Origin of the sequence: Mesorhizobium sp. M0136, assembly GCF_040322515.1 — a bacterium.
Classification (GTDB): Bacteria; Pseudomonadota; Alphaproteobacteria; order Rhizobiales; family Rhizobiaceae; genus Mesorhizobium.
The window spans coordinates 72,414-96,077 of record NZ_JAMYTP010000017.1 but is presented as its reverse complement, the minus strand read 5'-3'; the positions used below and the strand labels follow the sequence as shown (position 1 = coordinate 96,077).

At 65.6% G+C, this 23,664-nt stretch carries 23 protein-coding genes; 12 read left to right on the top strand and 11 right to left on the bottom strand.

Annotation, left to right across the window (positions count from 1 at the left end; all coding sequences use genetic code 11):
• Window positions 1-14: 14 nt before the first annotated feature.
• The 4 genes from NKJ35_RS20945 to NKJ35_RS20930 form a co-directional block, all read right to left on the bottom strand.
• A complete protein-coding gene (locus tag NKJ35_RS20945; RefSeq protein ID WP_023678189.1) occupies window positions 15-962 on the bottom strand; it encodes an ABC transporter permease in 948 nt (315 codons plus the stop codon).
• Window positions 963-964: 2 nt separating this feature from the next.
• Window positions 965-1,939, bottom strand: a complete 975-nt coding sequence (locus tag NKJ35_RS20940; RefSeq protein ID WP_352649409.1) for an ABC transporter permease — start codon at window positions 1,937-1,939, stop codon at window positions 965-967.
• Between the two features lies 1 nt (window position 1,940).
• Window positions 1,941-3,434 (bottom strand): sugar ABC transporter ATP-binding protein, encoded by a 1,494-nt coding sequence (locus NKJ35_RS20935; protein ID WP_352649442.1) that lies wholly within the window; start codon window positions 3,432-3,434, stop codon window positions 1,941-1,943.
• A 74-nt stretch (window positions 3,435-3,508) separates the two neighbouring features.
• The gene (locus NKJ35_RS20930; RefSeq protein WP_352649408.1) at window positions 3,509-4,522 is read right to left on the bottom strand and encodes an ABC transporter substrate-binding protein; all 1,014 of its coding nucleotides are present in this window, start codon (window positions 4,520-4,522) and stop codon (window positions 3,509-3,511) included.
• Window positions 4,523-4,740: 218 nt separating this feature from the next.
• Between NKJ35_RS20930 and NKJ35_RS20925 the strand changes: the two genes are divergently transcribed.
• The 5 genes from NKJ35_RS20925 to NKJ35_RS20905 all read left to right on the top strand — a co-directional run bounded on the left by NKJ35_RS20925 (window position 4,741) and on the right by NKJ35_RS20905 (window position 10,950).
• Window positions 4,741-7,167 (top strand): glucan 1,4-alpha-glucosidase, encoded by a 2,427-nt coding sequence (locus NKJ35_RS20925; RefSeq protein ID WP_352649407.1) that lies wholly within the window; start codon window positions 4,741-4,743, stop codon window positions 7,165-7,167.
• A 14-nt stretch (window positions 7,168-7,181) separates the two neighbouring features.
• A complete protein-coding gene (gnd, locus tag NKJ35_RS20920; protein WP_352649406.1) occupies window positions 7,182-8,198 on the top strand; it encodes a phosphogluconate dehydrogenase (NAD(+)-dependent, decarboxylating) in 1,017 nt (338 codons plus the stop codon).
• Between the two features lie 22 nt (window positions 8,199-8,220).
• Window positions 8,221-9,597, top strand: coding sequence for a glucose-6-phosphate dehydrogenase (zwf, locus tag NKJ35_RS20915; protein WP_352479999.1), 1,377 nt, complete (start codon window positions 8,221-8,223; stop codon window positions 9,595-9,597).
• A gap of 19 nt (window positions 9,598-9,616) precedes the next feature.
• Entirely contained in the window at window positions 9,617-10,321 is a 705-nt protein-coding gene (locus NKJ35_RS20910) for an ROK family protein (protein ID WP_352649405.1), read from the top strand.
• Window positions 10,322-10,485: 164 nt separating this feature from the next.
• Window positions 10,486-10,950, top strand: a complete 465-nt coding sequence (locus tag NKJ35_RS20905) for a Ros/MucR family transcriptional regulator (protein ID WP_352479997.1) — start codon at window positions 10,486-10,488, stop codon at window positions 10,948-10,950.
• A 154-nt stretch (window positions 10,951-11,104) separates the two neighbouring features.
• Here the strand turns inward: NKJ35_RS20905 and NKJ35_RS20900 are convergent, their stop codons facing one another.
• Window positions 11,105-11,392 (bottom strand): GIY-YIG nuclease family protein, encoded by a 288-nt coding sequence (locus NKJ35_RS20900; RefSeq protein WP_352649441.1) that lies wholly within the window; start codon window positions 11,390-11,392, stop codon window positions 11,105-11,107.
• Between the two features lie 340 nt (window positions 11,393-11,732).
• On the opposite strand from NKJ35_RS20900, the gene NKJ35_RS20895 reads away from it, so the two are divergent.
• The gene (locus tag NKJ35_RS20895; protein ID WP_352649404.1) at window positions 11,733-12,974 is read left to right on the top strand and encodes an MFS transporter; all 1,242 of its coding nucleotides are present in this window, start codon (window positions 11,733-11,735) and stop codon (window positions 12,972-12,974) included.
• On the opposite strand, the gene NKJ35_RS20890 is transcribed toward NKJ35_RS20895, so the two are convergent.
• From NKJ35_RS20890 to hemC, 6 genes are all read right to left on the bottom strand, one after another.
• A complete protein-coding gene (locus NKJ35_RS20890) occupies window positions 12,975-13,691 on the bottom strand; it encodes a glutamine amidotransferase (protein WP_292657163.1) in 717 nt (238 codons plus the stop codon).
• 18 nt (window positions 13,692-13,709) lie between these two features.
• On the bottom strand, window positions 13,710-14,189 hold the full coding sequence (locus NKJ35_RS20885; RefSeq protein WP_352509112.1) for a tellurite resistance TerB family protein: 480 nt from the start codon (window positions 14,187-14,189) through the stop codon (window positions 13,710-13,712).
• Window positions 14,190-14,228: 39 nt separating this feature from the next.
• Entirely contained in the window at window positions 14,229-15,845 is a 1,617-nt protein-coding gene (locus tag NKJ35_RS20880; RefSeq protein WP_352649403.1) for a heme biosynthesis protein HemY, read from the bottom strand.
• A gap of 8 nt (window positions 15,846-15,853) precedes the next feature.
• Complete coding sequence (locus NKJ35_RS20875) at window positions 15,854-17,374, bottom strand: COG4223 family protein (RefSeq protein ID WP_352649402.1); 1,521 nt, start codon at window positions 17,372-17,374, stop codon at window positions 15,854-15,856.
• 550 nt (window positions 17,375-17,924) lie between these two features.
• A complete protein-coding gene (locus tag NKJ35_RS20870) occupies window positions 17,925-18,635 on the bottom strand; it encodes a uroporphyrinogen-III synthase (RefSeq protein WP_352649401.1) in 711 nt (236 codons plus the stop codon).
• Window position 18,636: 1 nt separating this feature from the next.
• Window positions 18,637-19,563 (bottom strand): hydroxymethylbilane synthase, encoded by a 927-nt coding sequence (gene hemC / locus NKJ35_RS20865; RefSeq protein WP_352649400.1) that lies wholly within the window; start codon window positions 19,561-19,563, stop codon window positions 18,637-18,639.
• A 104-nt stretch (window positions 19,564-19,667) separates the two neighbouring features.
• On the opposite strand from hemC, the gene tsaD reads away from it, so the two are divergent.
• Genes tsaD through NKJ35_RS20835 form a run of 6 tightly spaced genes read left to right on the top strand, consistent with a single transcriptional unit; the run spans window position 19,668 to window position 23,661 of the window.
• The gene (gene tsaD, locus NKJ35_RS20860; RefSeq protein ID WP_352649440.1) at window positions 19,668-20,753 is read left to right on the top strand and encodes a tRNA (adenosine(37)-N6)-threonylcarbamoyltransferase complex transferase subunit TsaD; all 1,086 of its coding nucleotides are present in this window, start codon (window positions 19,668-19,670) and stop codon (window positions 20,751-20,753) included.
• Window positions 20,750-21,760, top strand: a complete 1,011-nt coding sequence (locus NKJ35_RS20855) for an NAD(P)H-dependent glycerol-3-phosphate dehydrogenase (protein WP_352649399.1) — start codon at window positions 20,750-20,752, stop codon at window positions 21,758-21,760. The genes tsaD and NKJ35_RS20855 overlap by 4 nt, the downstream gene beginning before the upstream one ends.
• Window positions 21,761-21,787: 27 nt before the next feature.
• Window positions 21,788-22,084 (top strand): YciI-like protein, encoded by a 297-nt coding sequence (locus NKJ35_RS20850; protein WP_352649439.1) that lies wholly within the window; start codon window positions 21,788-21,790, stop codon window positions 22,082-22,084.
• A gap of 30 nt (window positions 22,085-22,114) precedes the next feature.
• Window positions 22,115-22,540 carry an EVE domain-containing protein gene (locus tag NKJ35_RS20845; protein ID WP_254817798.1) on the top strand — a complete coding sequence of 142 codons (426 nt, stop codon included), beginning with the start codon at window positions 22,115-22,117 and terminating at the stop codon, window positions 22,538-22,540.
• Entirely contained in the window at window positions 22,495-23,193 is a 699-nt protein-coding gene (locus NKJ35_RS20840) for a class I SAM-dependent methyltransferase (RefSeq protein WP_502904655.1), read from the top strand. The genes NKJ35_RS20845 and NKJ35_RS20840 overlap by 46 nt, the downstream gene beginning before the upstream one ends.
• Before the next feature lie 48 nt (window positions 23,194-23,241).
• Window positions 23,242-23,661, top strand: a complete 420-nt coding sequence (locus tag NKJ35_RS20835; protein WP_254817799.1) for a DUF1761 domain-containing protein — start codon at window positions 23,242-23,244, stop codon at window positions 23,659-23,661.
• The last annotated feature ends 3 nt before the right edge of the window (window positions 23,662-23,664 follow it).

The window sequence follows — 23,664 nt, the reverse complement described above, 5'->3', positions numbered from 1 at the left end:
CCGGGTGCCTTGCCTTAGCGCAGCGCCTTCTGCCCACCGGCGGCGGTGATGACGCCGACGATGATCAGCCCTGTCAGCACCAGGCGGACGCCGACGCTGACGCCGAATGTGTTGAGCATGGTCAACAGCAGCACGAGAAACAGCGCCGCGCCCCAGACCCCCGGCACATTGGCCTTGCCGCCAGCCACCGACGTGCCGCCGATGACGACGACCGCGATTGAGGCCAGCAGATACTCATTGCCGATATCGACATTGGCGCCGCGGAAATAGCCGGCGAGCAGTGCGCCGTCGAGGCCGCCGAGCGCGCCCGACAGCGTGTAGGTGAGGAAGCGGGTGCGGCCGACATTGACGCCGGCCAGCCAGGCGGCGCGGATGTTCTGGCCGATCGCCAGCACCGAGCGTCCGTAGATCATGCGCTGCAAAACGATGCCGGCGCCGATGGTGAACAGCACGGTGAGGATCGCCAGCACCGGGATGCCGAACACCTGCCAGTTGGTGAAGTCGGCAAAGCCCGGCGGCGGCTTGATCTGCAGGCCGCGCCCATAGCTGATATCGACCGACTGGATAACGAAACTGGCCGACAGCGTCGCGATGATCGGTGGAATGCGCAGCGCCCAGATCAGCAGATAGTTGACGGCGCCGATCGCCATGCCGCAGGCAAGCGCGGCCAGCAGCCCGACCGCGATCATCGCATCGTTGCCGTCCATGACCTTCATGGCGACGGCGCTGGCAAGGCCGATGTTGGCCGGCAGCGACAGGTCGACATTGCCCGGCCCGAGCGTGATGACGAACATCTGGCCGACGCCGACAATGACGGTGAAGACCGCGAGCGACAGCGCCGCCGTGATCATGCCGCCGCCGCCATAGCCGCCGGTGAAGGCGATGGTCGCCAGCCACACCAGCAGCGCCCCGAAGAATGACCAGATCCAGGGTCTGGCGAGCAGGGTCCGCAGCGAAGCCATGCTCACCTCTCCCTGCGGCTGATCAGCACCCGCGCTGCCAGCACGATGATCAGGATGGCGCCATTGGCGGCGACCTGCCAGTCGGGCGGAATGTGCATGAAGGTCAAGAGCGGCGATGCGGCCAGAGCCAGCGTCAGCGCGCCGATGACGGCGCCGATCGGCGACACCCGGCCGCCGACGAACTCGCCGCCGCCGAGGATGACGCCGGCGATCGAAAGCAGCGTATAGCCATTGCCGATATTGGCATCGGCCGAGGTGGTGATGCCAATCAGCGCCATGCCGGACAAAACCCCGAACAGGCCGGTCAGCGCAAACAGCGCGATCTTGGTGCGCAGCAGCGACCAGCCGGCGCGCTTGAGTGCGGCTGAATTGCCGCCCGATCCACGCAGGATGACGCCATAGGAGGTGCGCATCAGGCCAAAGTGGACGACGGCCGCGATCAGCAATGCCGCGATGATCGGGAACGGAATGAAGGGTGGCTTGAAGGCCATCAGCGCCAGCAGCCAGTCCGGCGCCTTGCCGCCGGGCTTGGGCAGAATGAGGATGGCCATGCCCTGCCAGACGAAACTCATGCCGAGCGTCACCACGATAGAGGGCAGGTTGCGCAGATGGATCAGCGCGCCGAGCAGCGCGTAGACGCCGATCGACCCGAGCAGGATGACGACGCCGAGCAGCGGCGCGTCCTTCAGCCACGTCGCCGTCACACAGCCGACGAAGCCGACAAAGGTGCCGATCGACAGATCGAGCTCGTTGCCGGCGATGACGAACATCTGCGCGATCGTCGCCAGTGCGATCGGGATCGCCAGATTGAGCATCAGGCTGAAGCCGAAATAGCTGATGGCGCGCGGGTTGAGCCAGGCGATCGCGATGAGCACCAGCGCCAGCGACAGTGCCGGCAGCAGGCTGCGCAGCATACGCGCCCGCCTCGTGGCGCGAGCCGAAGATTTTAGCCCATTCTCGACAGATGCCGCTGTCATCTCAGGCCGCCTCGCCGAACGACGACTGGATGATTTTTTCTTCCGTCAGTTCGTCGCGACGAAGGTTGGCGACAATCCGGCCGTTCTTGAACACATAGATATGGTCGCAATTGTCAAGCTCTTCGGTTTCGGTGGTGTACCAGAGGAAAGTGCGGCCATGGCGAGCCTCTTCGCGCACCAGGTCGTAGACTTCGAGCTTGGTTCCGATGTCGACGCCGCGCATCGGATCGTCCATCAGCACGATCTTGGCGTCGGAGCCGAGCGCCCGCGCGAACAGCGCCTTCTGCTGGTTGCCGCCGGACAGCGAGAAGATATTGTTGTTCATGTCCGGCGTACGGATGCCGATTTTCCGCTGCCACAACTCGGCGAGCTCGGCTTCGCGCTGCCGCGAGATCAAGAGGCCGTTGCGCAATCGCGCCAGCGAACGGATGCCGATGTTCTCGGCAATCGACCACTGCGGAAAAATCCCGTCCGACTGGCGGTCGCCGGCAACCAGCGCCACCGGCGCGGTGACCTCGATGCCGGTCCTGGCGCGGGAAGCCGCCGCAAAGATAGCCAGCAAAAGATCGGTCTGCCCGTGCCCGGCAAGTCCGGCAAGGCCGATGATCTCACCGGCACGGGCGACGAGCTCGTTGCCGTCCTGCTGTCGCGCCGGCCGCGCCCGGACCCGCAGCGGACCGGGCTCCGGCTTGCCGCTCGCAATCTCTGCGGCGGCCTTCTCGCGTGCCGCAGCTCCGCCCATCGCCGTCACCAGCCTGTCGCGGTCGAATTGATCGGCCTGCCCCGCGGCGACGACCTTGCCGTCGCGCATCACGACGATGCGGTCGGCATTTCCGAGCACTTCGCCGAGCACATGCGAGATCAGGATGCAGCTCTTGCCGGCGGCTACGAAGCGGCGCACGAACGCCAGCAACTGGCCGGCGGTGTGCGCGTCGAGCGAGGATGTCGGCTCGTCGAGGATGACCAGTTCGAGCGGCTCCTGCGTGACCGTGAAGGCGCGCGCCACCTCCACCATTTGCCGGCTGGTGATGGAAAGATCACCGACGATGTCGGATGCCGAGATGCTGTGGCCGGGGAATATCTCGTCGAGCTTGGCGGCGATCAGATCGGCCGCCTTGCGCCGCCAGCCGAAGCCATTAAGCGACGCGTGGTTGATCCGCGTGTTCTCGGCGACGCTGAGGTTCGGGCAGAGCGACAGCTCCTGGAAAACACAACGGATGCCGAGCTGCTGTGCGCGCGGCACCGAATAACTTGCCTCGACACCGCCGCGGACCGCGATCTGCCCGCTGTCGGGGGCAAGCGTGCCCGCCACCATATGCATGAGCGTCGATTTTCCGGCGCCGTTATGGCCGACGAGACCGACGCATTCTCCGGCACGAACGCTGAAATCGACACCGGCGAGCGCCCTAACGGCGCCGAAATGTTTTTCGGCTCCGTCCAGTCTTATGATGTCCAAACTGACGGCGCCGAAAAGCTTTTCGGCGCCGTCCGGCATGATGATGTCTGCATTGGCCTCGGACATCCCTCAACGATACCCGGTTATCCGTGGCGGCAACAATAGTGCCATGCTCACTTGATGTTGGCCTTGATCGCCGCGATGGCGTCTTCCTGCGTGTATTCGTGGCTGGCGACGCCGCCCTTCGGAATCTTCGGCAGCGCGGCCTCGAAATCATCCTGTGTGAAGGCAAGATAGGGAACCAGCAAGTCGTGCGGCACGTCGGTGCGGCCGTCGAGCACCTGCTGCGCCACCCAGAACGCAAGCGTCGATACGCCCGGCGCGATCGAAGCCGACCAGGTCTGATAACCGTCCTTGTCCTTCTGCTCCTTCCACCACTGCAATTCGTCCTGGCGATTGCCCATGATGATGGTCGGACGCGGCTTGCCGGCGGCGGCGAAGGCCTGCGCCGCGCCGTAGCCGTCACCGCCCTGGTCGACGACGCCGACAACATCCGGCAGCGACGGCAGGATCGTTGCGACGGCTTTCTGTGCCGTTGTCTGGTCCCAGTCGCCGGTCACCGAGCCGACGATCTTGAACTCGGGATGGGCGGCGACGCCTTCGAGGATGCCGGCATGGATGGCATCGTCGATCGAGGTGCCGGCGAGCCCGCGGATTTCCAGGAGGTTGCCACCCTTGGGCTGGAACTTGGCCATCTGCTCGACTTCCTGCTTGCCCATGTCCTTGAAGTCGACGACGACGCGGTAGGCGCAGGGTTCGGTGACGATGCCGTCGAAGGAAACGACGACGATGCCGGCGTCGCAGGCCTGCTTGATGGCGCCGTTGAGGGCGTCCGGAGACGCCGCGTTGATCACGATCGCGTCATAGCCCTGCAGGATCAGGTTCTGCACTTGGGCTGCCTGCGTCGGCACTTCCTTGTCGGCCGTCGTGAAGACGTCCGCGGCGCCGACCACCTTGTCGGCAACCGCCTTCTTGGTGACGATGGCGTAGCTGTCCAGCATCGCCTGCCGCCAGGAATTGCCGGCGTAATTGTTGGAGAAGGCGATTTTCTTGCCGCTGGTGTCGGCAAGCGCGGTGCCCGAGGCGAGCATTGCCGCAAGGGCGCCCAAAACGAATATTTTCTTCATGTCATACTCCTCCCGTGAGTTGCTGTCTTACTGGTGGCTAATGGCTGGCTGGTGGCTGATGGCTGATACGCTCACAACGCTGTTTTTTATCTATTATCAGACAAATGCAGATGGGCGACAAGCTGTCAACAGCAATCCATGGCCGGCGATCAACTTGCGGTGCAATCATTGTAAACGGTTCGGCTCCTGGTCTAGGGATGGCACTGGAGACCGATTGAATGGCAGCGAACCTTGCCCCGGGTGCACCCGGCATTCCGGCGCGCTGGACCTCGAGCGCCAAGAGCGGCGTCGGCACTGCGCTCTCGCCGGCCTGCCCGATCTGGTTCACCATCAGTCACGGTATTCTCAACGAGATCTACTATCCCCGCCTCGACAGCGCCTGCACCCGCGATCTGGGGTTGATCGTCACCGGACCCGATGGCTATTTCTCGGAAGAAAAGCGCGACGCCGAGCACAGCATCGAACCACTCGAGGACGGGGTGCCTGCCTATCGGCTGGTCAACACCGCGGCCGATGGAAGCTACCGGATCCAAAAGCGGATCATTACGGATCCGGAACGTCCCGTCGTGCTGCAGGAGATCATTTTCACGCCGCTCAAAGGCGCGGCCGCCGACTACCGCGTCTACGCGCTGCTGGCGCCGCACCTCGTCAACGCCGGCATGGGCAACACCGCCTGGATCGACGGCCATGAAGGACAGCCTGTCCTGTTTGCATCGGGACGCGGCGTCTGCCTGGCGCTCGCCTCGTCGCTGCCGTGGAAGGCGTGCTCGGCCGGCTATGTCGGCGCCTCCGACGGCTGGCAGCAGCTTCGTCAAGGCGGCCGGCTCGATCCGGTCTGCCGCAGGGCCGAGGATGGCAATGTCGCGCTGACCGGCGAGATCGGCTTTTCGGCCGCGAATCCAAAAATATTGCTGGCGCTCGGCTTCGGCACGACACCGCAACAGGCGGCGGAAACCGCTTTCGCCAGCCTCAGGCAAGGTTTTGAGCCCGCGGTCAGATCCTATGGTCAAAAATGGCGCCAATGGCAGGCCGGTCTGCTGCCGCTGGACCGGCAAGCGGCGTTCGGCCTCAATCCCTACCGCATCAGCACTGCGGTGCTGGCGGCACACCGCTCGTCGACCGGAGCAGCCGTCGCCAGCCTGTCGATCCCGTGGGGCTTCAACAAGGGCGACAACGATCTGGGCGGCTATCACCTGGTCTGGCCGCGCGATCTGGTCGAAACCGCCGGCGGTTTCCTCGCCGCCGGCGACCCGGCGGAAGCCTTGCGCATCCTTGGCTATCTGCGCTCGATCCAGCAGCCGGACGGGCATTGGCCGCAGAACGCCTGGCTCGACGGTTCGGCCTATTGGCCGGGAATCCAGATGGACGAATGCGCCTTTCCGCTGCTGCTCGCCGACGCGCTGCGCCGCGCCGGGCATTTGCCGCCTGCGGTACTCTCCTCCTTTATGCCGATGATCGAGCGTGCGGCCTCCTACGTCGTGCGCAACGGCCCCGTCACCGGCGAAGACCGCTGGGAAGAGGACGCCGGCTACAGCCCGTTCACGCTTGCCGTCGAGATCGCCGCATTGCTAGCGGCTGCCGACATGTTCGATGCCGTCGGCAAAACAGAGCCGGCAAACTACCTGCGGGAAACCGCCGATGTCTGGAACGATCAGATCGAGCGCTGGACCTACGTCGCCGATAGCTCCTCGGGCGATGAAGCCGGCGTCGAGGGCTACTATGTCCGCATTGCGCCGCCCGACAAAGCCGGCGCGGCATCGCCGAAAGACGGCTACGTCCCGATCAAGAACCGCCCGCCGGCCGATACGGACCGGCCGGCCAAGGCGATCGTCAGCCCCGACGCGCTGGCCCTGGTCCGCTTCGGCCTGAGGGCAGCCGACGATCCGCGCATCCTCGACACGGTCAAGGTCATCGACGCGCAATTGCGCTGCGAACTGCCGCAGGGGCCGCTCTGGTATCGCTACAACGGCGACGGCTATGGCGAGCATGCCGACGGCGCACCCTTCGATGGAACCGGCCAGGGCCGGCCCTGGCCGCTGCTGGTCGGCGAGCGCGCCCATTACGAGCTGGCGGCAGGGCGCAGGGACAGTGCGGCACGCCTGCTCGCGACGTTTGAGGGCTCCGCCGGGCCGGGCGGCCTGCTGCCGGAGCAGGTCTGGGACGGTCCCGACATGCCGGAGCGCGAATTGCGGCATGGCGGCCCCTCCGGCAGCGCCAAGCCGCTGGTCTGGGCGCATTCCGAGCACATCAAACTGCTGCGTTCGCTGCGCGACGGCGCCGTGTTCGACATGCCGCCACAAGGCGTCAAGCGCTATATCGAGGGCAGAACGGTGTCGCGCCTCAGGGCATGGCGCTTCAACCACAAGATCCGTACCATCCCGGCAGGCAAGGCGCTGCGCATCGAAGTTCTGGCCCGGGCGGTGGTTCATTGGAGCAGCGACAATTGGGCTACCGTCCATGACACCGGGACCGCCGCGAACCTTTTCGGCATCCATCTCGCGGAGTTGCCGGTTGCCGACGCCGCTCCGGGCAATAGCATTGTCTTCACATTCTTCTGGTCCGATGCCAGCCGTTGGGAGAATGTCGACTTTTCCGTTGGTATCGACGATGCGTCACAGCCACTAGATCATCGATCCCTCAAGTAAGGCAGGACGAGACCATGCAGATAGGAATGATGGGACTGGGCAGGATGGGCGCCAACATGGTTCGGCGCCTGCTGCGCGATGGCCACGAATGCGTCGTCTACGACATCAACCCGGCGAGCGTCGCGGCGCTTGTGACCGCCGGCGCGGTCGGAGCCGCCTCGATGGAGGACTTCGTCGGCAAGCTGACGAAGCCGCGCAGCGCCTGGCTGATGCTGCCGGCGGCGATCACCGGCCGGATCGTCGACCAGGTGGCCGCCCTGATGGAGCCCGGCGACATCATCATCGACGGCGGCAACTCCTATTATCATGAGGCCGTCGACCACGCCGCGCGCCTGGCCTTGAAAGGCTTGAGCTATGTCGATGTCGGCACCAGCGGCGGCGTCTGGGGCCTCGAGCGCGGCTACTGCCTGATGATCGGCGGCCCTGACAGCGCGGTCCAGCATCTCGATCCGATCTTCGCCACGCTGGCGCCCGGCGCCGACGCCGCTTCGCCCGCCCCTGGCAAGGACGCCGGAACCGCTCCCTTCGGCTATCTGCATTGCGGGCCGAGCGGCGCCGGCCATTTCGTCAAGATGGTCCATAACGGCATCGAATATGGTGTCATGGCCGCCTATGCCGAGGGCATGAACATCCTGAAGTCGGCGAATGCCGGCAAACGGCAGCGCACCGCCGACGCGGAAACCAGCCCGCTGGAAAACCCGCAATATTACCAGTTCGACATCGACATCGCCGAAGTGGCCGAGGTGTGGCGGCATGGCAGCGTCATCGGCTCGTGGCTGCTCGACCTGACGGCAGGCGTGTTGAAGGCCGATTCGGCGCTGACGCAGTTCGGCGGACGGGTATCGGATTCCGGCGAAGGCCGCTGGACGCTGAAGGCGGCGATCGACACCGGCGTACCGGCGCCGGTGCTGTCGTCGGCGCTGTTCGACAGGTTCTCCTCGCAAGGCGAGTCCGAATTTGCCGACAAGCTTCTGTCCGCCATGCGTTATGCCTTTGGCGGTCATGTCGAAAAACCGAAGGCCGGCTCGTGACGGGCGACAGGGAGGCACGCCCATGAGCCAGGAACGGTCCGACACGCTGGTGCTTTTCGGCGCCACCGGCGATCTCGCCCACAAGAAGATCTTTCCCGCCCTCTACGCCATGGTGGCCAAGGGAACGCTGAACGAGCCGGTGATCGGCGTCGCCTTCGATCCCTGGGACCTCGCCAAGCTGCAGGCGCGCGCCCGCGACGGTATCGTCAATGCCATCGGCAGCATCGACGAGAAGATCTTCGCCAGGCTTGCCTCGCTGCTTCGCTATGTCAGCGGTGACTACCGGGCGCCTGCGACCTTCGAGAAGCTGAAGACCGCGCTGGGCAGCGCTGAGCGGCCGCTGCACTATCTGGCGGTGCCGCCGGCCATGTTCGAGGTGGTCGTCCAGGGGCTGGAGCAGTCGGGCGCCGCCCAGGGCGCGCGCCTGATGGTCGAAAAGCCGTTCGGCCACGATCTGCAATCGGCGCGCTGGCTGAACCGGGTACTGCATCTGGTCTTCGACGAGAAGTCGATCTTCCGCATCGACCATTATCTCGGCAAGGAGGCGATCCAGAACCTGCTCTATTTCCGCTTCGCCAATTCCTTCCTCGAGCCGATCTGGAACCGCAACTTCGTCGAGAGCGTGCAGATCACCATGGCCGAGGATTTCGGTGTCGAGGGCCGCGGCCGCTTCTATGACGAGGTCGGCTGCATCCGCGATGTCATCGAAAACCACCTGCTCAACATCCTCTTGCTGCTCGCCATGGAGCCGCCGGTCGGCCGCTCGGCCGACGATCTGATCGACGAGAAGGTGCAGGTGCTGCGGGCGATCCGGACGCTAACCAGGGACGATGTCGTGCGCGGCCAGTTCGACGGCTATCTCAACGAGCCGGGCGTGGCGCCGAACTCGCCGGTCGAGACCTTCGCGGCGGTGCGCTTTTTCGTCGATACCTGGCGCTGGCAAGATGTGCCGTTCTTCATCCGCGCCGGCAAATCCCTGCCGGTGCACGCCACCGAGGTCATCGTGCGGCTGAAGCGGCCGCCGCTAGACGTCTTCGATCCGATCAAACCCGGCGAATGCAATCACGTGCGCTTCCGAATCGATCCGCAAGTGGCGATCTCGATCGGAGCCCGGCGCAAGGCACCCGGCGACGACATGGTCGGCGAACAGGTCGAGCTCACCGCGTTGGACGACAGCAAGGGCGACATGCCGCCTTACGAGCGGTTGATCGGCGACGCCATGAACGGCAACGGCCAGCTGTTCACCCGCCAGGACGCCAGCGAACTCGCCTGGCGCATCGTCGGTCCGGTGCTCGGCGACACCACGCCACCGCCTGTCTACGCGCCAAAGACGTGGGGGCCGGCCGAAGCCATGGCTGGATTCGGGCCACCGAACGGCTGGATCAATCCAGCGAAATGATTTCTGGGAGGCGAAAGCGATGGCCAAAGCGGTGAAGCGACCCGCACCCGACGCCGAACAGATCGTGCTTGCGATCGATATCGGCGGCTCGCACGTCAAGATCCGCACCAGCGTCGGCGCAGAGGAGCGCAAGACCGCTTCCGGACCGGAGCTGACGCCGCAGCAGATGGTCGCTGCGGTGAAGACGCTCGCCGAAGGGCTGCACTACGATGTCGTCTCGATGGGCTATCCGGGTCCCGTGCACCACAACCGGCCTTTGACCGAACCGGCCAATCTCGGCAAGGGCTGGGTCGGCTGCGATTTCGCTGCTGAGTTCGGCAAGCCGGTGAAGGTCGTCAACGATGCGCTGATGCAGGCCGTCGGCAGTTATGAAGGCGGCCGCATGCTGTTCCTTGGCCTCGGCACCGGCCTGGGGGCCGCGATGATCGTCGATAACGTCGCCCAGCCGATGGAGCTTGCCCATCTTCCCTACAAGAAGCGCGGCAGTTTCGAAGACTATGTCGGCGAACGCGGGCTGCAAAAGCGCGGCAAGAAGAAATGGCGCAAATACGTCTTCGACGTCGTCGACCGGCTTCGCACCGCCATGCAGCCGGATTACGTGGTCATCGGCGGCGGCAATGTCGATGAACTCACCGACTTGCCCGCCGATTGCAGACGCGGCGACAACACACGCGCCTTCGAAGGCGGATTTCGACTGTGGCGCGACAAATCCCTGATTATCTGATATTGCTGATTGTCTGATATTATCGAGCACCGGCTCAGGGTTGTTAATCCCGCGCTGCCGTTAGTATTATTATTCAAAATAATGTGTGACGTGGCGCGGCGTCATTGCATTGCGCAGATTTGCCGACTAGGAATTTCTGCGACCCCCACGGACGGAGAGATAGATTGACCGACGACAACAACAACGCTCGCAAAGACATCGACCTGCTCGAGCTGACCGCCCATATCGTCTCCGCATATGTCGAGAAGAACCGCTTGCCGGCTTCCGGCCTCGGCGATCTCATCGCCAGCGTCAGCGCTTCCATAGGTGGGCTGGGGCAACCGGCAGTGCCGGTCGCCGCGCCGCTGACGCCAGCCGTCAATCCCAAGAAATCGGTGACGCCGGACTACATCATCTGTCTCGAGGACGGCAAGAAGTTCAAATCCTTGAAGCGCCATATCGGCGTTCATTTCGGGCTGACGCCAGACGCCTACCGCGCCAAATGGGGCCTGCCGTCGGACTACCCGATGGTCGCTCCCAACTACGCGGCCTCGCGTTCGCAGCTGGCCAAGGCGATCGGCCTCGGCCGCAAAGCCGCCCCGCCCGCGCCCGTCAAGAGCCGGGGCAGGAAGGCCAAGGCGACGGCCTGATGCCATCAGATCGAGCGGGATGCACATTGAACGCGTTCCGCTGGTCGGTCTGTTTGTGTTCAGCGGAAGCTGCGACGCTCGAAGCTCACGGCATGGCATCCTAGGGTCTGCGCCGTTACCTCGCGGCAGTGCGCCTGCGGACCAGAACCGAATGCTACCACCCCGTCCCGCGAAAAAGCTCGAACCATTCCGGATTGGTCTTCTCGATCAGCTCGATCTTCCATTGGCGTCGCCAGCGCTTCAGCGACTTCTCGCGCTGGATGGCGTCGACAATGTCGAAATGTTCCTCATACCAGACCAGACGCTGCACACCGTAGCGGCTGGTGAACCGCGAGCCCTCGCCGGATTTGTGCTCCGGCATGCGGCGGCCGAGGTCGTTGGTGACGCCGATATAGATCGTGCCGCGCTTCTGGCTTGCGGTCATATAGGTATAGCCGGTCATGGTTGAAGGGTAGCTGGCGCCGGTGCCGACGCAAGTGCCGTTCTGAACCGTTGCATTCTTCGGCAGATGCAATGGCATGGATCCCAGGTCTGCGCCGCGTCGCTTCGCTCCTTGCTCCGCCCTGGGATGACGAAACGAGAGGTGTTTCGGCTAATCTCGAAAGTTTGCGATCTGCGATCCGCCGCCATCCGCTTGTTATCTGCAAGAACGAAATTGTTGATCCAGGCCGGATTTTTGCGCGCGCCCTGCGCCGAACTGCGTTAAAGGCTTTTTTGGCCGGACCAGCGCCCATCGTGGAAGTGCCCCGCCGGCCGACATCGCCGCCACGGGGCCTTATTCCATGACCGCAGAATCCCAAGTACCATCCGACCAGCGCTATGCCGCCTTTCGCCACCGGCCGTTCCTGAGTTATTGGGCGGCGCGCTTCCTCTCGACATTCTCCACCCAGATCGTGTCGGTCGCCGTCGGCTGGGAGATCTACGACCTGACCCGCGACCCGTTCGACCTCGGCCTTGTCGGCATCGTCCAGTTCCTGCCTTCGCTGCTGCTGGTGCTGGTCACCGGCGACGTTGCCGACCGTTTCGGGCGCCGGCTGATCATGGCGCTGGCGGTGCTGGTCGAGGCGGGCTGCGCCTTGGCCCTCCTGCTGCTGACGCTGCGCGGCCTCTCCGGGCCGATGCCGGTCTTCATCGTGCTCGCCATGTTCGGCATTGCGCGCGCCTTCTTCGGGCCGGCCTCGTCATCGCTGTTCGCCAATCTGGTGCCGCCTGAGGATTTCGCCAACGCCATCGCCTGGAACTCGTCCGCCTGGCAGACGGCAACCATCGTCGGGCCGGTCGCCGGCGGCCTGCTCTACGGGCTTTCGGCCGAAGCTGCCTACACCACAGCGGCCGTGCTGATGCTCATTGCCGCCGTGCTGATCTTCACCATCCCGAAGCCTGCCCAGCGCAGCCGGACCGACAGGCCGACGGTACAGACCCTGTTCGCCGGCTTCGGCTACATCTGGAGCGAAAAGATCGTGCTCGGCGCGATATCGCTCGACCTGTTCGCGGTGCTCCTGTCCGGCGCCTCGGCGCTGCTGCCGGTCTACGCGCGCGATATCCTTGAACTCGGCCCGTGGGGGCTCGGCCTGTTGCGCTCGGCGCCCGGCGTCGGCGCCATCTGCGTCGCCATCTGGCTGGCCGGACACCCGATCCGCAACCATGCCGGCCTTGTCATGCTCGGCTTCGTTGCGCTGTTCGGCGCGTTCACCGTCCTGTTCGGCCTCTCGACCATCACCTGGCTGTCGATCGCTGCTCTCGCCTTGCTTGGCGCCACCGACATGTTCAGCGTCTATATCCGCGAGACGCTGATCCAGCTGTGGACGCCGGACGACGTTCGCGGCCGTGTCAACGCCGTCAACCAGGTGTTTGTCGGCGCCTCCAATGAGCTCGGCGAATTCCGCGCCGGCACCATGGCCGCGCTGATCGGCACGGTTCCGGCCGTGGTGGTCGGCGGTGTCGGGGCGATCGCTGTTGCCGGGCTATGGGCGGTGCTGTTCCCGCAGCTGCGCAAGGTGCGTCATCTCAGGGGGCGAAACTGATTACCGCAGCGCCGGCTTGCCGAAAATCATCGGCAGGAACTCGCCGAGCCAGCGCTTGAGGTGCATGTCCCAGATCAGCCGGCCGCCGAGATGGTCGCGGCCGGGCTGTGCGCCGGGCAGTTCGAAGCGGTGCGCGCCGCGCACCACCCAGCGCTGCATCATCGCCCGGGTCAATTCGCCATGGAACTGGATGCCCCAGGCATTGTCGCCATAGCGGAAGGCCTGGTTGGGATAGGTTTCGGCCGTCGCCAAAAGCGTCGCGTCCTTCGGCAGCGAAAAGCCCTCGCGATGGAATTGATAGACCATTTCCGGCCAATGCATCAGCCTGCTGCCCGCTTCGGTCGCCTTAAGCGGGTACCAGCCGATTTCGACGAGGCCCTCACCGTGGCCCTCGACCCTGCCGCCAAGATGCTTGACCAGCATTTGCGCGCCGAGGCAGATGCCAAGCAGCGGCCGGTTCTCGTTGAGCGGAATTTTAAGCCAGTCGGTCTCGCGGCGGACGAACTCGTCGCCGTCATTGGCGCTCATCGGGCCGCCAAACACCACTGCGCCGGCATGGCCATCCAGCGTCTGCGGCAAGGCCTCGCCGAGCGGCGGTCGGCGGATGTCGAGGTCGAAGCCTTCCTCGATAAGCATATGGCCGACCCGTCCGGGGCTCGAATGCTCCTGATGCAGCACGATCAGGATCTTTGGTCTCGGGCTTGGCTTGGGCGGCATTGGAAGGCTGGACCCTGTCTATTCGTCGCTTGACGTTCCGGCAGCACCAGGAGCCGCGGCGGCCGCCTTGAGGCGCGCCTCGACACGGTCGCGACGTTCGACGCCGATCAGCTCGGCGACCCGCCAGACGGTATTGTCCTCGAGTTCGTGCAGCTCGCCATCGGCATAGACGATCTCCCACATCAGGCCGATGAAGGCCTTTCGCGCCTCGGCGTCGAGATGGCGCTTGAGCACGCTGGTGAAGGCGTAGAGGTCGATCGCCTCATTGTCGGCCCGCTCGCCGGCAGCCGCCAAAGCGTCGAGTTCGTCGCCGCTGATCGAGTAGCTTTCCGCCAGCACCTTCTTGAACCGTTCCCATTCGGTATCCTGGCGCACCCCGTCGGCGTTCATCACGTGGAAAAGCAGGGCGGACGCGGCAACGCGCGGATCGTCGGCGCTGGGGCTGGCGCCACCACCGGACGGCAGATCCCTTAGAAACGACAAAACGCGTTCGAACATTAAATCATTCCCAATAAGTCCGGGTCCACTCGACCCTGATCAGAACAAACGAAACCGGCGCGTCGATTTGTCCGCCGCGTCGTCGGGATCGACGCCGGGATCGTCGGGCAGCCGCGTCAGCTCCTGCGCCGGCTCGACGGCTTCGGCATCTTCCGGCACTTGGGCAAACGCCGCCGCGGTGATTGGTGTCACATGATCCTCGGCGGCACGGTTTTCGGTCCTCACTTCGGTCGCTGTGCCCGGTGTCTCGGCAGCAACGGCTGTGTGCTCGATCGCCTCGGCTGTTTCCTGTACCGGTTTGGCTGGAGCCGCGATGGCCGGCATCGGTCCCTCCGGAGTCTCTTCATGGCTGTCGATCAACTGGCCGAGCCGCTCCATCGGCGCCCGCCATTCGAATGCGTCGAGCCTGCCGGTGATCGGCGATACCGGAGCCCAGCGTTCGGAGACGACGCCGTCGGCGACCCAGGCCGGGTCGCGCGGCGCTCTCACCGCCTTCGACAGCAACTGCCGCACCTTGCCCTGGTCACCGCTCTCGGCCTCCTCGATGTCGGCCAGCAGCAGATAGGCGCCTTCGCGGCGATCCATGCGGATGGCGGCTTCCGCCTCGCGGCGGGCGGTTGCAAAATCCTGCGCATCGAGCGCGGCGCGCGCCACGGCCAGCGAGGACTCGGCATGATTCTTCTTCAGCTCCTGCAGCTTCTTTGCCCGGTTCAGCCGGTCGAGCACGGCATCGCCCGGCCTGGCATGGACATAGAGCTCCGCGATCTCCGGGTGCGGCTCGGCCTTCCACGCCGCCTCGAGGATTTTCGAGCCTTTGCGCACGTCGTTCTGCCGAAACAGCAATTTCGCCGCGACGACCGCCGCCGGTGCGAAATCCGGCCGCAGCCGGTTGGCTTCGAGCGCCGCCGCCCTTGCAGCATTGGCATCGCTGTCGATCAGCGCCTGCGCCTTGGCGGTCAGCAGCACGGCGCGACGCCGGTTGGCCGCATCGCGCTCGATCTGCCGGGTCGACTTCTGGGCATCGACCAGTTTCAGCGCGCCATTCCAGTCGCCACGCCCGGTCAGGTCTTCCAACGTCGATTCGGCCGCCCAGGCCAGTTGCGGCGCCACCGCCGCTGCCCGGCCGGCATAGTGGCGGGCCGCGTTGCGGTCGCCGAGCCGCTCGGCCTCGAGATAAAGCCCGCGCAGGCCGAGCAGCCGCATTTCGGGATCGTCGAGCATGGTCTCGAATTTTTCACGGGCGCCTTCATGGTCGCCTTCAAGGAGCGAGGCCTGCGCGTCGAGCAGCTGGATCAGCGGCTCCTGGTCGGAGCGGATCAGCTTTGCCGCTTCCTTGGTCTTCTTGCGGGCGAGCGCGCCGTCACCGGCGCCGGCGGCGATCATCCCGGTCGACAGCGCCTGATAGCCGCGGTCGCGGCGACGCACGCGGAAATAGCGCGAGATCGTATAGGGACTGTTCCACAGCGCCTTGACCAGCCACCAGACGATCATCACCGCGGCAACCACGGCAACGACCGCCACCGCCGCGACCATCAGGCTGACCTGGTATTGATAGCCGTTGAAGGTAACGAGCATTTCACCCGGCCGGTCGGCCAGCCAGGCGAAGCCGAGCCCGAGCGCAAAGACGACGGCAAGGAAGGCGAGGATGCGGATCATTGGGTTCCTCACGCCTTCATCGCGCCGGCGATGAGCGAATCGATCTGTGTCTCGACCTCCATCCGCGCTTTCAGTTTCCCGGCAAAGTCGGCGCCGGCGGCCTTGGCCGCCTCGGGCAGGGCTTCGTATTCACTGAGCGCCTTGGCGTAGTCGCCCTGATTGACCGCGACCTCCATGCGGGCAACGGTTTCCGGGACACCGGTGCCTTCGACGGCACCGATCGGCCTGACCTTGACCAGCGATTCGGCGCTCGACAGCAGCTTTTGCAGGATGCCGGCATTCTGGTCGACAGGCGTCGCGGCAGCGAGCATGGCGTTGGCGGCGGCGTCCGCTTCGGCGGCAATCTCGGCCCGCGTCGGCACCCCCTTTTCGGCATAGGCGCGCAGCGTCGCGATCTCGGGCGCATCCGGTGAGATCGCGGCAAAGGTTTCGAGTTCGGCTGCGAACGGCGCACCTCGGTCGAGCGCAGCCTTGAGCGCCGAGGCGGCAATGGCCAGCGCGATCTTCGGCTGCGAAGCCTGTGCATCGACCTTGCCCGAGAGCTGGGAAACCGACTGTTCCAGAGCCGCAAGCCGGCCTTCCTGCGCCTTTGCCGTTTCGCCGGCTGACTTCACCAAGGCGTCGAGCGCGGCCAGCCTTTCGTTGAGCGGGCCGAGATCGACCGGCGCCGTGCCGCCGGCCTTGCCGAGGGCCGCGACCGCCTGCTCGATCTGCCGGACCTTGTCGCCAAGTGCCGCCAGCCCGGCATTGTCGCCGGCGCCGCCTTGTTCGACAGCCGACTTCAACGCCGCGACGTCCGCTCTGACCTGGTCCAGCGCCGACGACAGCCCGTCCACCTTGGCCGAGGCGTCATTGTTGGCGTCGGCCTGTCTGAGGTCCGCGACCTCGCGTTTCAGCGAAACGATCTCGCCATTGACCGCGTCGAGCGACACGCCGCCCGGCCCCGGCGCACCGAGCAGGCCGGCAAATTGCAGCCCGCCGGCTGCGGCGAGCGCGATGACGCCGCCGACAATGCCGGCGGCGATGCCGCTGATGCCGCTTCGCTTCGGCTGCGCTGCCATATGGTTGTCCCTCGCCTCAGCTGTCTTCTCGCCGGAGCCTGGGATCCCCGGTTCGTTGGCCCCGGTTGGGCTGGATGCATCTTCGAAACTGTAGTCGGAAGCCGTGGAGCGCCCGGCCGGCGCATCCGAACCGGCGGGATAAGAGGTTTCCGTTTCCCTGGTAGAATCGGCGCCGGCGTCCGCCGGCTCTTGCGTGCCGGCCGGCGCGGCTGCGTCGGCATGTTCCCACGGCTCGAGATCGGTCTGGTCGGCATGCACCGGCTCTTCAGGCGGCTCGGGCTGCGAGGCGTTCGCCGCTTCCTCGGCTTTCGCCTCGTCGGTTTGCGCCCCCGCTGACTCTGCATTGTCTGGCTGCTGTTTGCCGGCTTCCTGGTCGGCGGCGACTCGCGAGACGGCGCCGGGCTCGAGCTCGATGGTCACCGGCTCACGGCGGGTCTTGGAATGCCGCATCTTCGGCGTCTTGACCATGCTCGGGCTCCGCAAAATTCGCTTCGGATGGTTTGAAGGGTCTAGCACATCACCAAGCGGTGAAAAGGGGCGGCGTGATGACGCCACGGCTTTGGAATTCAGTTATGGCAAAACGCCGCAGCGATTTTGGGAGATGCCATGCGGGGCCAGAAACAAAAAACCCGCCTCGGCGGCGGGTCGTTGGCGCGAATCAGCACCTAGGTGATTTTCTAGCATAGCTGCCGGCACAAAGCAAGAACAAAATGTGGCTCGAGGGCGAATCGTCCATGTTGGCGCTGCCCGCCAAGCTGCCGATCTCCCCCCTTGCGGGGGAGATGGCCGGCAGGCCAGAGGGGGGTGTGACTGAGCACCAACGTCGACTTAAACCCGTCCCGAACCGGGATGGAGGGCTCGATTGGCTGACAGGTCGGAGGGACAGCACCCCCCTCTGCCCTGCCGGGCATCTCCCCCGCAAGGGGGGAGATCCGCAGCTTCGCCGACAGCGCCTACTGCGGAATAAATTGAGGATGCCGGCAGAGGTATGCCAACGTCCGGAACAGGCGGATGCCGGTCAGCGCGACGCCTGCAAAAGCCCCAGCAAGGCATCCTCGCTGGGCTCAGGCGCAATCCGGATCCCGGCGACATCGTCCAAGGCCCCGGCAATGCGCCCCGACAAAGCGAAAAAGCGCGTGTCCTGAAAAAGGCCACGCAGCGCCGGCCGGCTAGCCAGGGCCTGCATCGCCGTGGCCGCCTTGGCCGAATAGAGCAGCACCGCCTCGACCGGCCGGGCGGACAGGCGCGCAAGAACGGCCTCGTCGGAATAATCCAGCGCAAAAGTGTCGTAGGTCTCGACGGCGCGGACATGAACGCCCGACGCAAACAGCCGCCCCTCGAAGTCCGGAAAGCGCACCCGCCCGCAGAGATACACGATGGTCTGCCCAGCGTAACCGCCAGCGAGCGCATCGGCCAGCGCCTTGGCATTGCCCGGGCCTTCGCCGACAGACAGAAACCCGGCCCTGCGGGCGGCTTCCGCCGTCTTCTTGCCAACAGCCTGGCACGGCAAGCGCGCGAGCGCGGTAATGACCTCTTTCGGCGCATGGCGAACCGCATTGGCGCTGGTGACCGCGACCGCCGCGGCGGCGTCAGCGAGCGCGCCGGCGTCGACCGGCAGCGCCGCCGTTTCGGTCAGCGGCAGCAGGATCGGCTGAAAGCCGGCATCCGCGAGCCGGCGCGCCGTGCGCGAGGCGCCCGGTTCGGGCCTCGTCACCAGGACGCGGAGCATGTCAGGTCCAGCCGTCGAAGAATGTTTCGCCGGCCTTGGCCCGAACGATCGCGGCGGCTTCCGCGCCGATGCCGGCAGCCTGTTGCGCCGGCCCTTCCAGCCTGACCTCATGCGACTGCGTGCCATCGGGCGAGATGATCAGCCCGGCAAAGGAAACCGTTCCGCCCGATATCGTCGCATGGCCGGCGATCGGTGTGCGGCAGGAGCCGTCGAGCGCCGCCAGGAAGGCGCGCTCGCAGGCCAGCGCCTCGCCGGTCGGCCCGTCGTGGATCGCTGCCAGCATCTGTTCCACGTCGCGGTCGCCGATGCGGCTTTCGATGCAGATCGCGCCTTGCCCCGGCGCCGGCGGAAAGACGTCGAGCGGCATCAGGTCGGTGACGACGTCCTCGAGCCCGAGCCGCTTCAGCCCGGCATAGGCGAGGATGGTGCCGTCGGCGATGCCGTCGTCGAGCTTGCGCAGCCGCGTCTGCACATTGCCGCGAAACATCACTACCTCGACGTCCGGCCGCATCCGCCGGATCAGCGCCTGGCGCCGCAGCGACGACGAACCGACCTTGGCGCCTTGCGGCAGGCCGGCAATCGTTCGCGCCGCCTTGCCGATGAAGGCGTCGCGCGCGTCCTCGCGCGGCAGGTAGGCGGACAGTTCCAGCCCCTCGGGCAACAGCGTCGGCATGTCCTTCGACGAATGCACGGCGATGTCGATGCGGCGCGCCAGCAGCGCCTCCTCGATCTCCTTGGTGAACAGGCCCTTGCCGCCGGCTTCCGACAGCGGCCGGTCCTGGATGCGGTCGCCGCTGGTCGAGATGACGACCACCTCGAACGCCTCGACCGGCATGCCGTGCGCGGCCATCAGCCGCGCCTGCGTTTCATGCGCCTGCGCCAGTGCCAGCGGGCTGCCGCGTGTTCCGATTTTCAAGGTTGTTTGCATGACGCGCCGTCCGTGATAACCCCCGGCAGATCGAGGCAGTTTTCCGGGTTTTCTCCTATCGGGGAAAGGCCGATTGCACAATCATCGAGGACAGCGACGAATTGATCCGCGTTCTGGGCATCGAGACGAGTTGCGACGAGACCGCCGCCAGCGTGGTGGCGCTGGACGGTCGCAGCACGCCGCAAATCCTGTCGAACATCGTGCTCAGCCAGATCGAGGAGCATGCTGCTTTCGGCGGCGTCGTGCCGGAGATTGCCGCGCGCGCCCATGTCGAGGCGCTCGACGGCATCATCGAGGCAGCGCTGGCCGATTCCGGCGTCGACCTCGCCGACATCGATGCGATTGCCGCCACCGCCGGTCCCGGTCTTGTCGGCGGGCTGATCGTCGGCCTGATGACGGCAAAAGCAATCGCCGCGGCAGCCAAAAAACCGCTGATCGCCATCAACCATCTCGAAGGCCACGCGCTGACGGCCAGATTGACCGATGGGCTCGACTTTCCCTACCTCTTGCTGCTGGTCTCCGGCGGCCATACCCAGATCGTCGCCGTGCGCGGCGTCGGCGACTACCAGCGCTGGGCGACGACCATCGATGACGCGCTTGGCGAGGCCTTCGACAAGACGGCCAAGATGCTCGGCCTGCCCTATCCGGGCGGACCGAATGTCGAGAAGGCGGCGGCAAATGGCGATGCGGCGCGTTTTGCGTTTCCGCGCCCGATGAAGGGCTCGGCACAGCCAGATTTTTCCTTCTCCGGTCTCAAGACCGCGGTACGCCAGGCGGCAACGGCGATTGCCCCGCTGAGCGACCAGGACGTCGCCGATATCTGCGCCTCCTTCCAGGCGGCGGTCGCGGATGCGCTGGGCGACCGTGTTGCGCGGGCGCTGGCCAGATTCCGTCAGCAATTCCCGGACAAGGCCGAGCCTGCGCTGGTTGTCGCCGGCGGCGTCGCCGCCAATCGGACGATCAAGGCGACATTGCAGGGCCTGTGCAAGCAGGCCGGGTTCAGCTTCGTCGCGCCGCCGCTTAACCTCTGCACCGATAATGCGGCGATGATCGCCTGGGCCGGCATCGAGCGCCTGCGCGCCGGGATATCAGGCGAAAACGCCGCCGATTTCGTGCCGCGCTCGCGGTGGCCGCTGGACAGCATCTCCGCTCCGATGGTCGGCTCGGGCCGGCGTGGGGCCAAGGCATGACCGGCAGCGAGCACAAGGCGCCAAGCGGTTGGCGCGTCGCCGTGCTCGGCGGCGGCGCCTGGGGCACGGCGCTGGCGCTGGCCATGCTGCGCGCCGGTCATTTCGTCCGCCTCTATGCGCGCGACCCGGAGACCGTCTCGGCGATCGACCGTGGCGAAAATCCGCGCTATCTGCCGGGCATCGCGCTCCAGGCCGGCATCGTGGCGACGAGCGACATCGGGGCCGCGCTCGACGGCGCCGACTGCGTTCTGGCGGTGGCGCCGGCACAATCGTTACGGGTTATGCTGACGGCCGCGTCCAGCCATATGCCGAAAGGCGTCCCGCTGGTCCTCTGCGCCAAGGGCATCGAGCGCGACACCGGCGCGCTGCTGTCGTCCATTGCCGAGGGTATCCTGCCGGCAAATCCGGTCGCCGCTTTGTCGGGCCCAAGCTTTGCCACCGACGTCGCCAGGGGCCTGCCGACGGCTGTCGTGGTCGCCGCCCGCGACGAGGCTCTGGCCACCGACCTCGCCGCCCGCTTTTCGGCGGAAAACCTGCGCTGTTATTCGAGCGACGACCTGATCGGTGTCGAGATCGGCGGCGCGCTGAAGAACGTCTTTGCCATTGCCGCGGGTGCCGTCACCGGCGCCGGGCTCGGTGCCAGCGCCCAGGCGGCGATGGTGACGCGCGGTTTCGTCGAATCGCGCCGCATCGGCGCCGCCTTTGGCGCCAAGCCGGAGACGCTGATGGGGCTTTCCGGCCTCGGCGACCTGCTGCTCACCTGCTCGTCCGCGCAGTCGCGCAATTTCGCTTATGGGCTGGCGCTGGGGCAAGGCAAGCCGCTTGCCGGCTTGCCCTTGGCGGAAGGCGTGCCGACGGCGGCAATCGCCGCCCGCATCGCCGGCGAGCGCCGGATCGACGCGCCGATCATCGCCGCCGTCGCCGCCATACTGGACGGCACCATAACCATAGACCAGGCTGTATCGGCATTGATGACACGGCCGCTCAAGACCGAAACCGACATGTAATTCCCAACGATTGCGGAGATGGAAAAGATGCTGTTTGCGTTGATTTGCAAGGACAAGCCAGAAAGCCTGCAGGTGCGGCTCGATACGCGGCCCAAGCACCTTGCCTTCCTGGAAGGGCTGAACGGCGACAAGAAATTGGCCTTCGCCGGCCCGTTCCTCGACGCCGACGGCAAGCCGAACGGCACTCTCGCCGTCGTCGAGGCGCCCGATCTGGCTGCGGCAAAAGCCCTGTCGGCGGCCGATCCCTATACCAAGGCAGGGCTGTTCGAGAGCGTCGAAATCCGGCAGTGGAACTGGAGCTTCAACAAGCCGGCGGATGTCTGATCGCGGCGGCACCTGAGGAGGAGCAACACAATGAACTACTGGCTGTTCAAATCCGAACCTTCGGTCTTCTCCTTCGAGGATCTCAAGGCCAAGGGCAAGGCCGGCACGCAATGGGACGGCGTGCGCAATTATGCGGCGCGCAACAACATGAAGGCGATGCAGATCGGCGATCTCGGCTTCTTCTACCATTCCAATGACGGGCTCGACATTGTCGGCATCGCCGAAGTCTGCGCTCTGGCCCATCAGGACAGCACCACCGACGACCCCCGCTGGGAGTGCGTCGATATCCGCGCCTTCAAGGACATGCCGAAGCCGGTGACGCTGGAGCAGGCCAAGGCCAATCCACAGCTGGCCGACATGGCACTGGTGCGGCTCGGGCGGCTGTCCGTGCAGCCGGTGACGCCGGCCGAATGGCAAGAGGTTTGCCGCATGGGCGGCCTGACGCCGGCGCCATGACGGCGCTGACGCCGGACAGCGCCAGGAAATTCATCCTCGACAACACGGCGCTGATGGCGCCGCCGCATGTGCCGGAGGTCCGCCTGCACCTGGCCGACGAGGCACATGGATTATGGCAGCGGACAGAGGACGAGCTGACCGAAATCGGCCTGCCGCCACCCTTCTGGGCTTTCGCCTGGGCCGGCGGCCAGGGCCTTGCCCGCTACATCCTCGACAATCCGGCGGCGGTGCGCGGCAGGCGCGTGCTCGACTTCGCCTCAGGCTCCGGCCTTGTCGCTATTGCAGCAGTGAAGGCCGGCGCTGCCGAGGTGATCGCCGCCGATATCGACCCGTTCTGCGCGACCGCGATCCGCCTCAATGCCGAGGCCAATGGGACCGAGATAGAATTCCTCGCCGGCGATTCCATCGGCAGCGATGCCGGGTGGGACGTCGTGCTGGCCGGCGATGTCTTCTACGACAAGTCCTTTGCCGACGGGCTGATGCCGTGGTTCGCCCGGCTGAGGGCGCGCGGCGCCGACATTCTCGTCGGCGATCCCGGCCGCTCCTATCTGCCGAAGACCGGGCTGGAGCCGCTTGCCGTCTACGAAGTGGCGGTGACCCGCGCGCTGGAAGACGCCGAGGTCAAGCGCACCACCGTCTGGCGTGTTGCTTGACGGCATCGCCGAACAGGCGTTCCATCGCGCAATCGACCGGAGGGAACCATGGATTTTTCGGCAATCAACTGGCTGGCGGTAATCGTCGCCGCCGTCGTGGCGTGGTTGTTCGGCGCCGCCTGGTACATGGGCTTGAGCAAGCCGTGGCTGAAGGCCGCCAAGCTTGATCCGGCGACGATGAGCAAATCGATGCTGCCCTTCGTCGTCTCCTTCGTCGCGGAGATCGTGATGGCGCTGGTCATGTCGCTGATCATCGGCGCGGTGACCGGCGGCGAACCGAGCCTGCTTGCCGGGGTGATCTTCGGCTTCGTTCTCTGGCTGGGGTTCGTCGCCACGACGCTTTCGGTCAACCATCGCTACGAAGGTTTCGGCTGGGATCTGACGCTCATCGATGTTGGTCATTGGCTCGGCGTGCTGCTTCTCATCGGCGCGGTGATCGGCTGGTTCGGCGCGGCGGCGACAGGCTGACCG

Excerpts from the sequence above, each read along its gene's own strand:
- NKJ35_RS20885 (WP_352509112.1), bottom strand. The coding sequence starts at position 14,189 with ATGTTCGAACGCGTTTTGTCGTTTCTAAGGGATCTGCCGTCCGGTGGT.
- NKJ35_RS20930 (WP_352649408.1), bottom strand. The coding sequence starts at position 4,522 with ATGAAGAAAATATTCGTTTTGGGCGCCCTTGCGGCAATGCTCGCCTCG.
- NKJ35_RS20840 (WP_502904655.1), top strand. The coding sequence starts at position 22,495 with ATGGCAAGAGGTTTGCCGCATGGGCGGCCTGACGCCGGCGCCATGACG.
- NKJ35_RS20895 (WP_352649404.1), top strand. The coding sequence starts at position 11,733 with ATGACCGCAGAATCCCAAGTACCATCCGACCAGCGCTATGCCGCCTTT.
- NKJ35_RS20940 (WP_352649409.1), bottom strand. The coding sequence starts at position 1,939 with ATGACAGCGGCATCTGTCGAGAATGGGCTAAAATCTTCGGCTCGCGCC.
- NKJ35_RS20835 (WP_254817799.1), top strand. The coding sequence starts at position 23,242 with ATGGATTTTTCGGCAATCAACTGGCTGGCGGTAATCGTCGCCGCCGTC.
- NKJ35_RS20910 (WP_352649405.1), top strand. The coding sequence starts at position 9,617 with ATGGCCAAAGCGGTGAAGCGACCCGCACCCGACGCCGAACAGATCGTG.
- NKJ35_RS20945 (WP_023678189.1), bottom strand. The coding sequence starts at position 962 with ATGGCTTCGCTGCGGACCCTGCTCGCCAGACCCTGGATCTGGTCATTC.
- NKJ35_RS20925 (WP_352649407.1), top strand. The coding sequence starts at position 4,741 with ATGGCAGCGAACCTTGCCCCGGGTGCACCCGGCATTCCGGCGCGCTGG.
- NKJ35_RS20845 (WP_254817798.1), top strand. The coding sequence starts at position 22,115 with ATGAACTACTGGCTGTTCAAATCCGAACCTTCGGTCTTCTCCTTCGAG.
- NKJ35_RS20935 (WP_352649442.1), bottom strand. The coding sequence starts at position 3,434 with ATGCCGGACGGCGCCGAAAAGCTTTTCGGCGCCGTCAGTTTGGACATC.
- NKJ35_RS20855 (WP_352649399.1), top strand. The coding sequence starts at position 20,750 with ATGACCGGCAGCGAGCACAAGGCGCCAAGCGGTTGGCGCGTCGCCGTG.
- zwf (WP_352479999.1), top strand. The coding sequence starts at position 8,221 with ATGAGCCAGGAACGGTCCGACACGCTGGTGCTTTTCGGCGCCACCGGC.
- NKJ35_RS20850 (WP_352649439.1), top strand. The coding sequence starts at position 21,788 with ATGCTGTTTGCGTTGATTTGCAAGGACAAGCCAGAAAGCCTGCAGGTG.
- NKJ35_RS20900 (WP_352649441.1), bottom strand. The coding sequence starts at position 11,392 with ATGACCGGCTATACCTATATGACCGCAAGCCAGAAGCGCGGCACGATC.
- gnd (WP_352649406.1), top strand. The coding sequence starts at position 7,182 with ATGCAGATAGGAATGATGGGACTGGGCAGGATGGGCGCCAACATGGTT.
- NKJ35_RS20890 (WP_292657163.1), bottom strand. The coding sequence starts at position 13,691 with ATGCCGCCCAAGCCAAGCCCGAGACCAAAGATCCTGATCGTGCTGCAT.
- NKJ35_RS20880 (WP_352649403.1), bottom strand. The coding sequence starts at position 15,845 with ATGATCCGCATCCTCGCCTTCCTTGCCGTCGTCTTTGCGCTCGGGCTC.
- hemC (WP_352649400.1), bottom strand. The coding sequence starts at position 19,563 with ATGCAAACAACCTTGAAAATCGGAACACGCGGCAGCCCGCTGGCACTG.
- NKJ35_RS20875 (WP_352649402.1), bottom strand. The coding sequence starts at position 17,374 with ATGGTCAAGACGCCGAAGATGCGGCATTCCAAGACCCGCCGTGAGCCG.
- NKJ35_RS20870 (WP_352649401.1), bottom strand. The coding sequence starts at position 18,635 with ATGCTCCGCGTCCTGGTGACGAGGCCCGAACCGGGCGCCTCGCGCACG.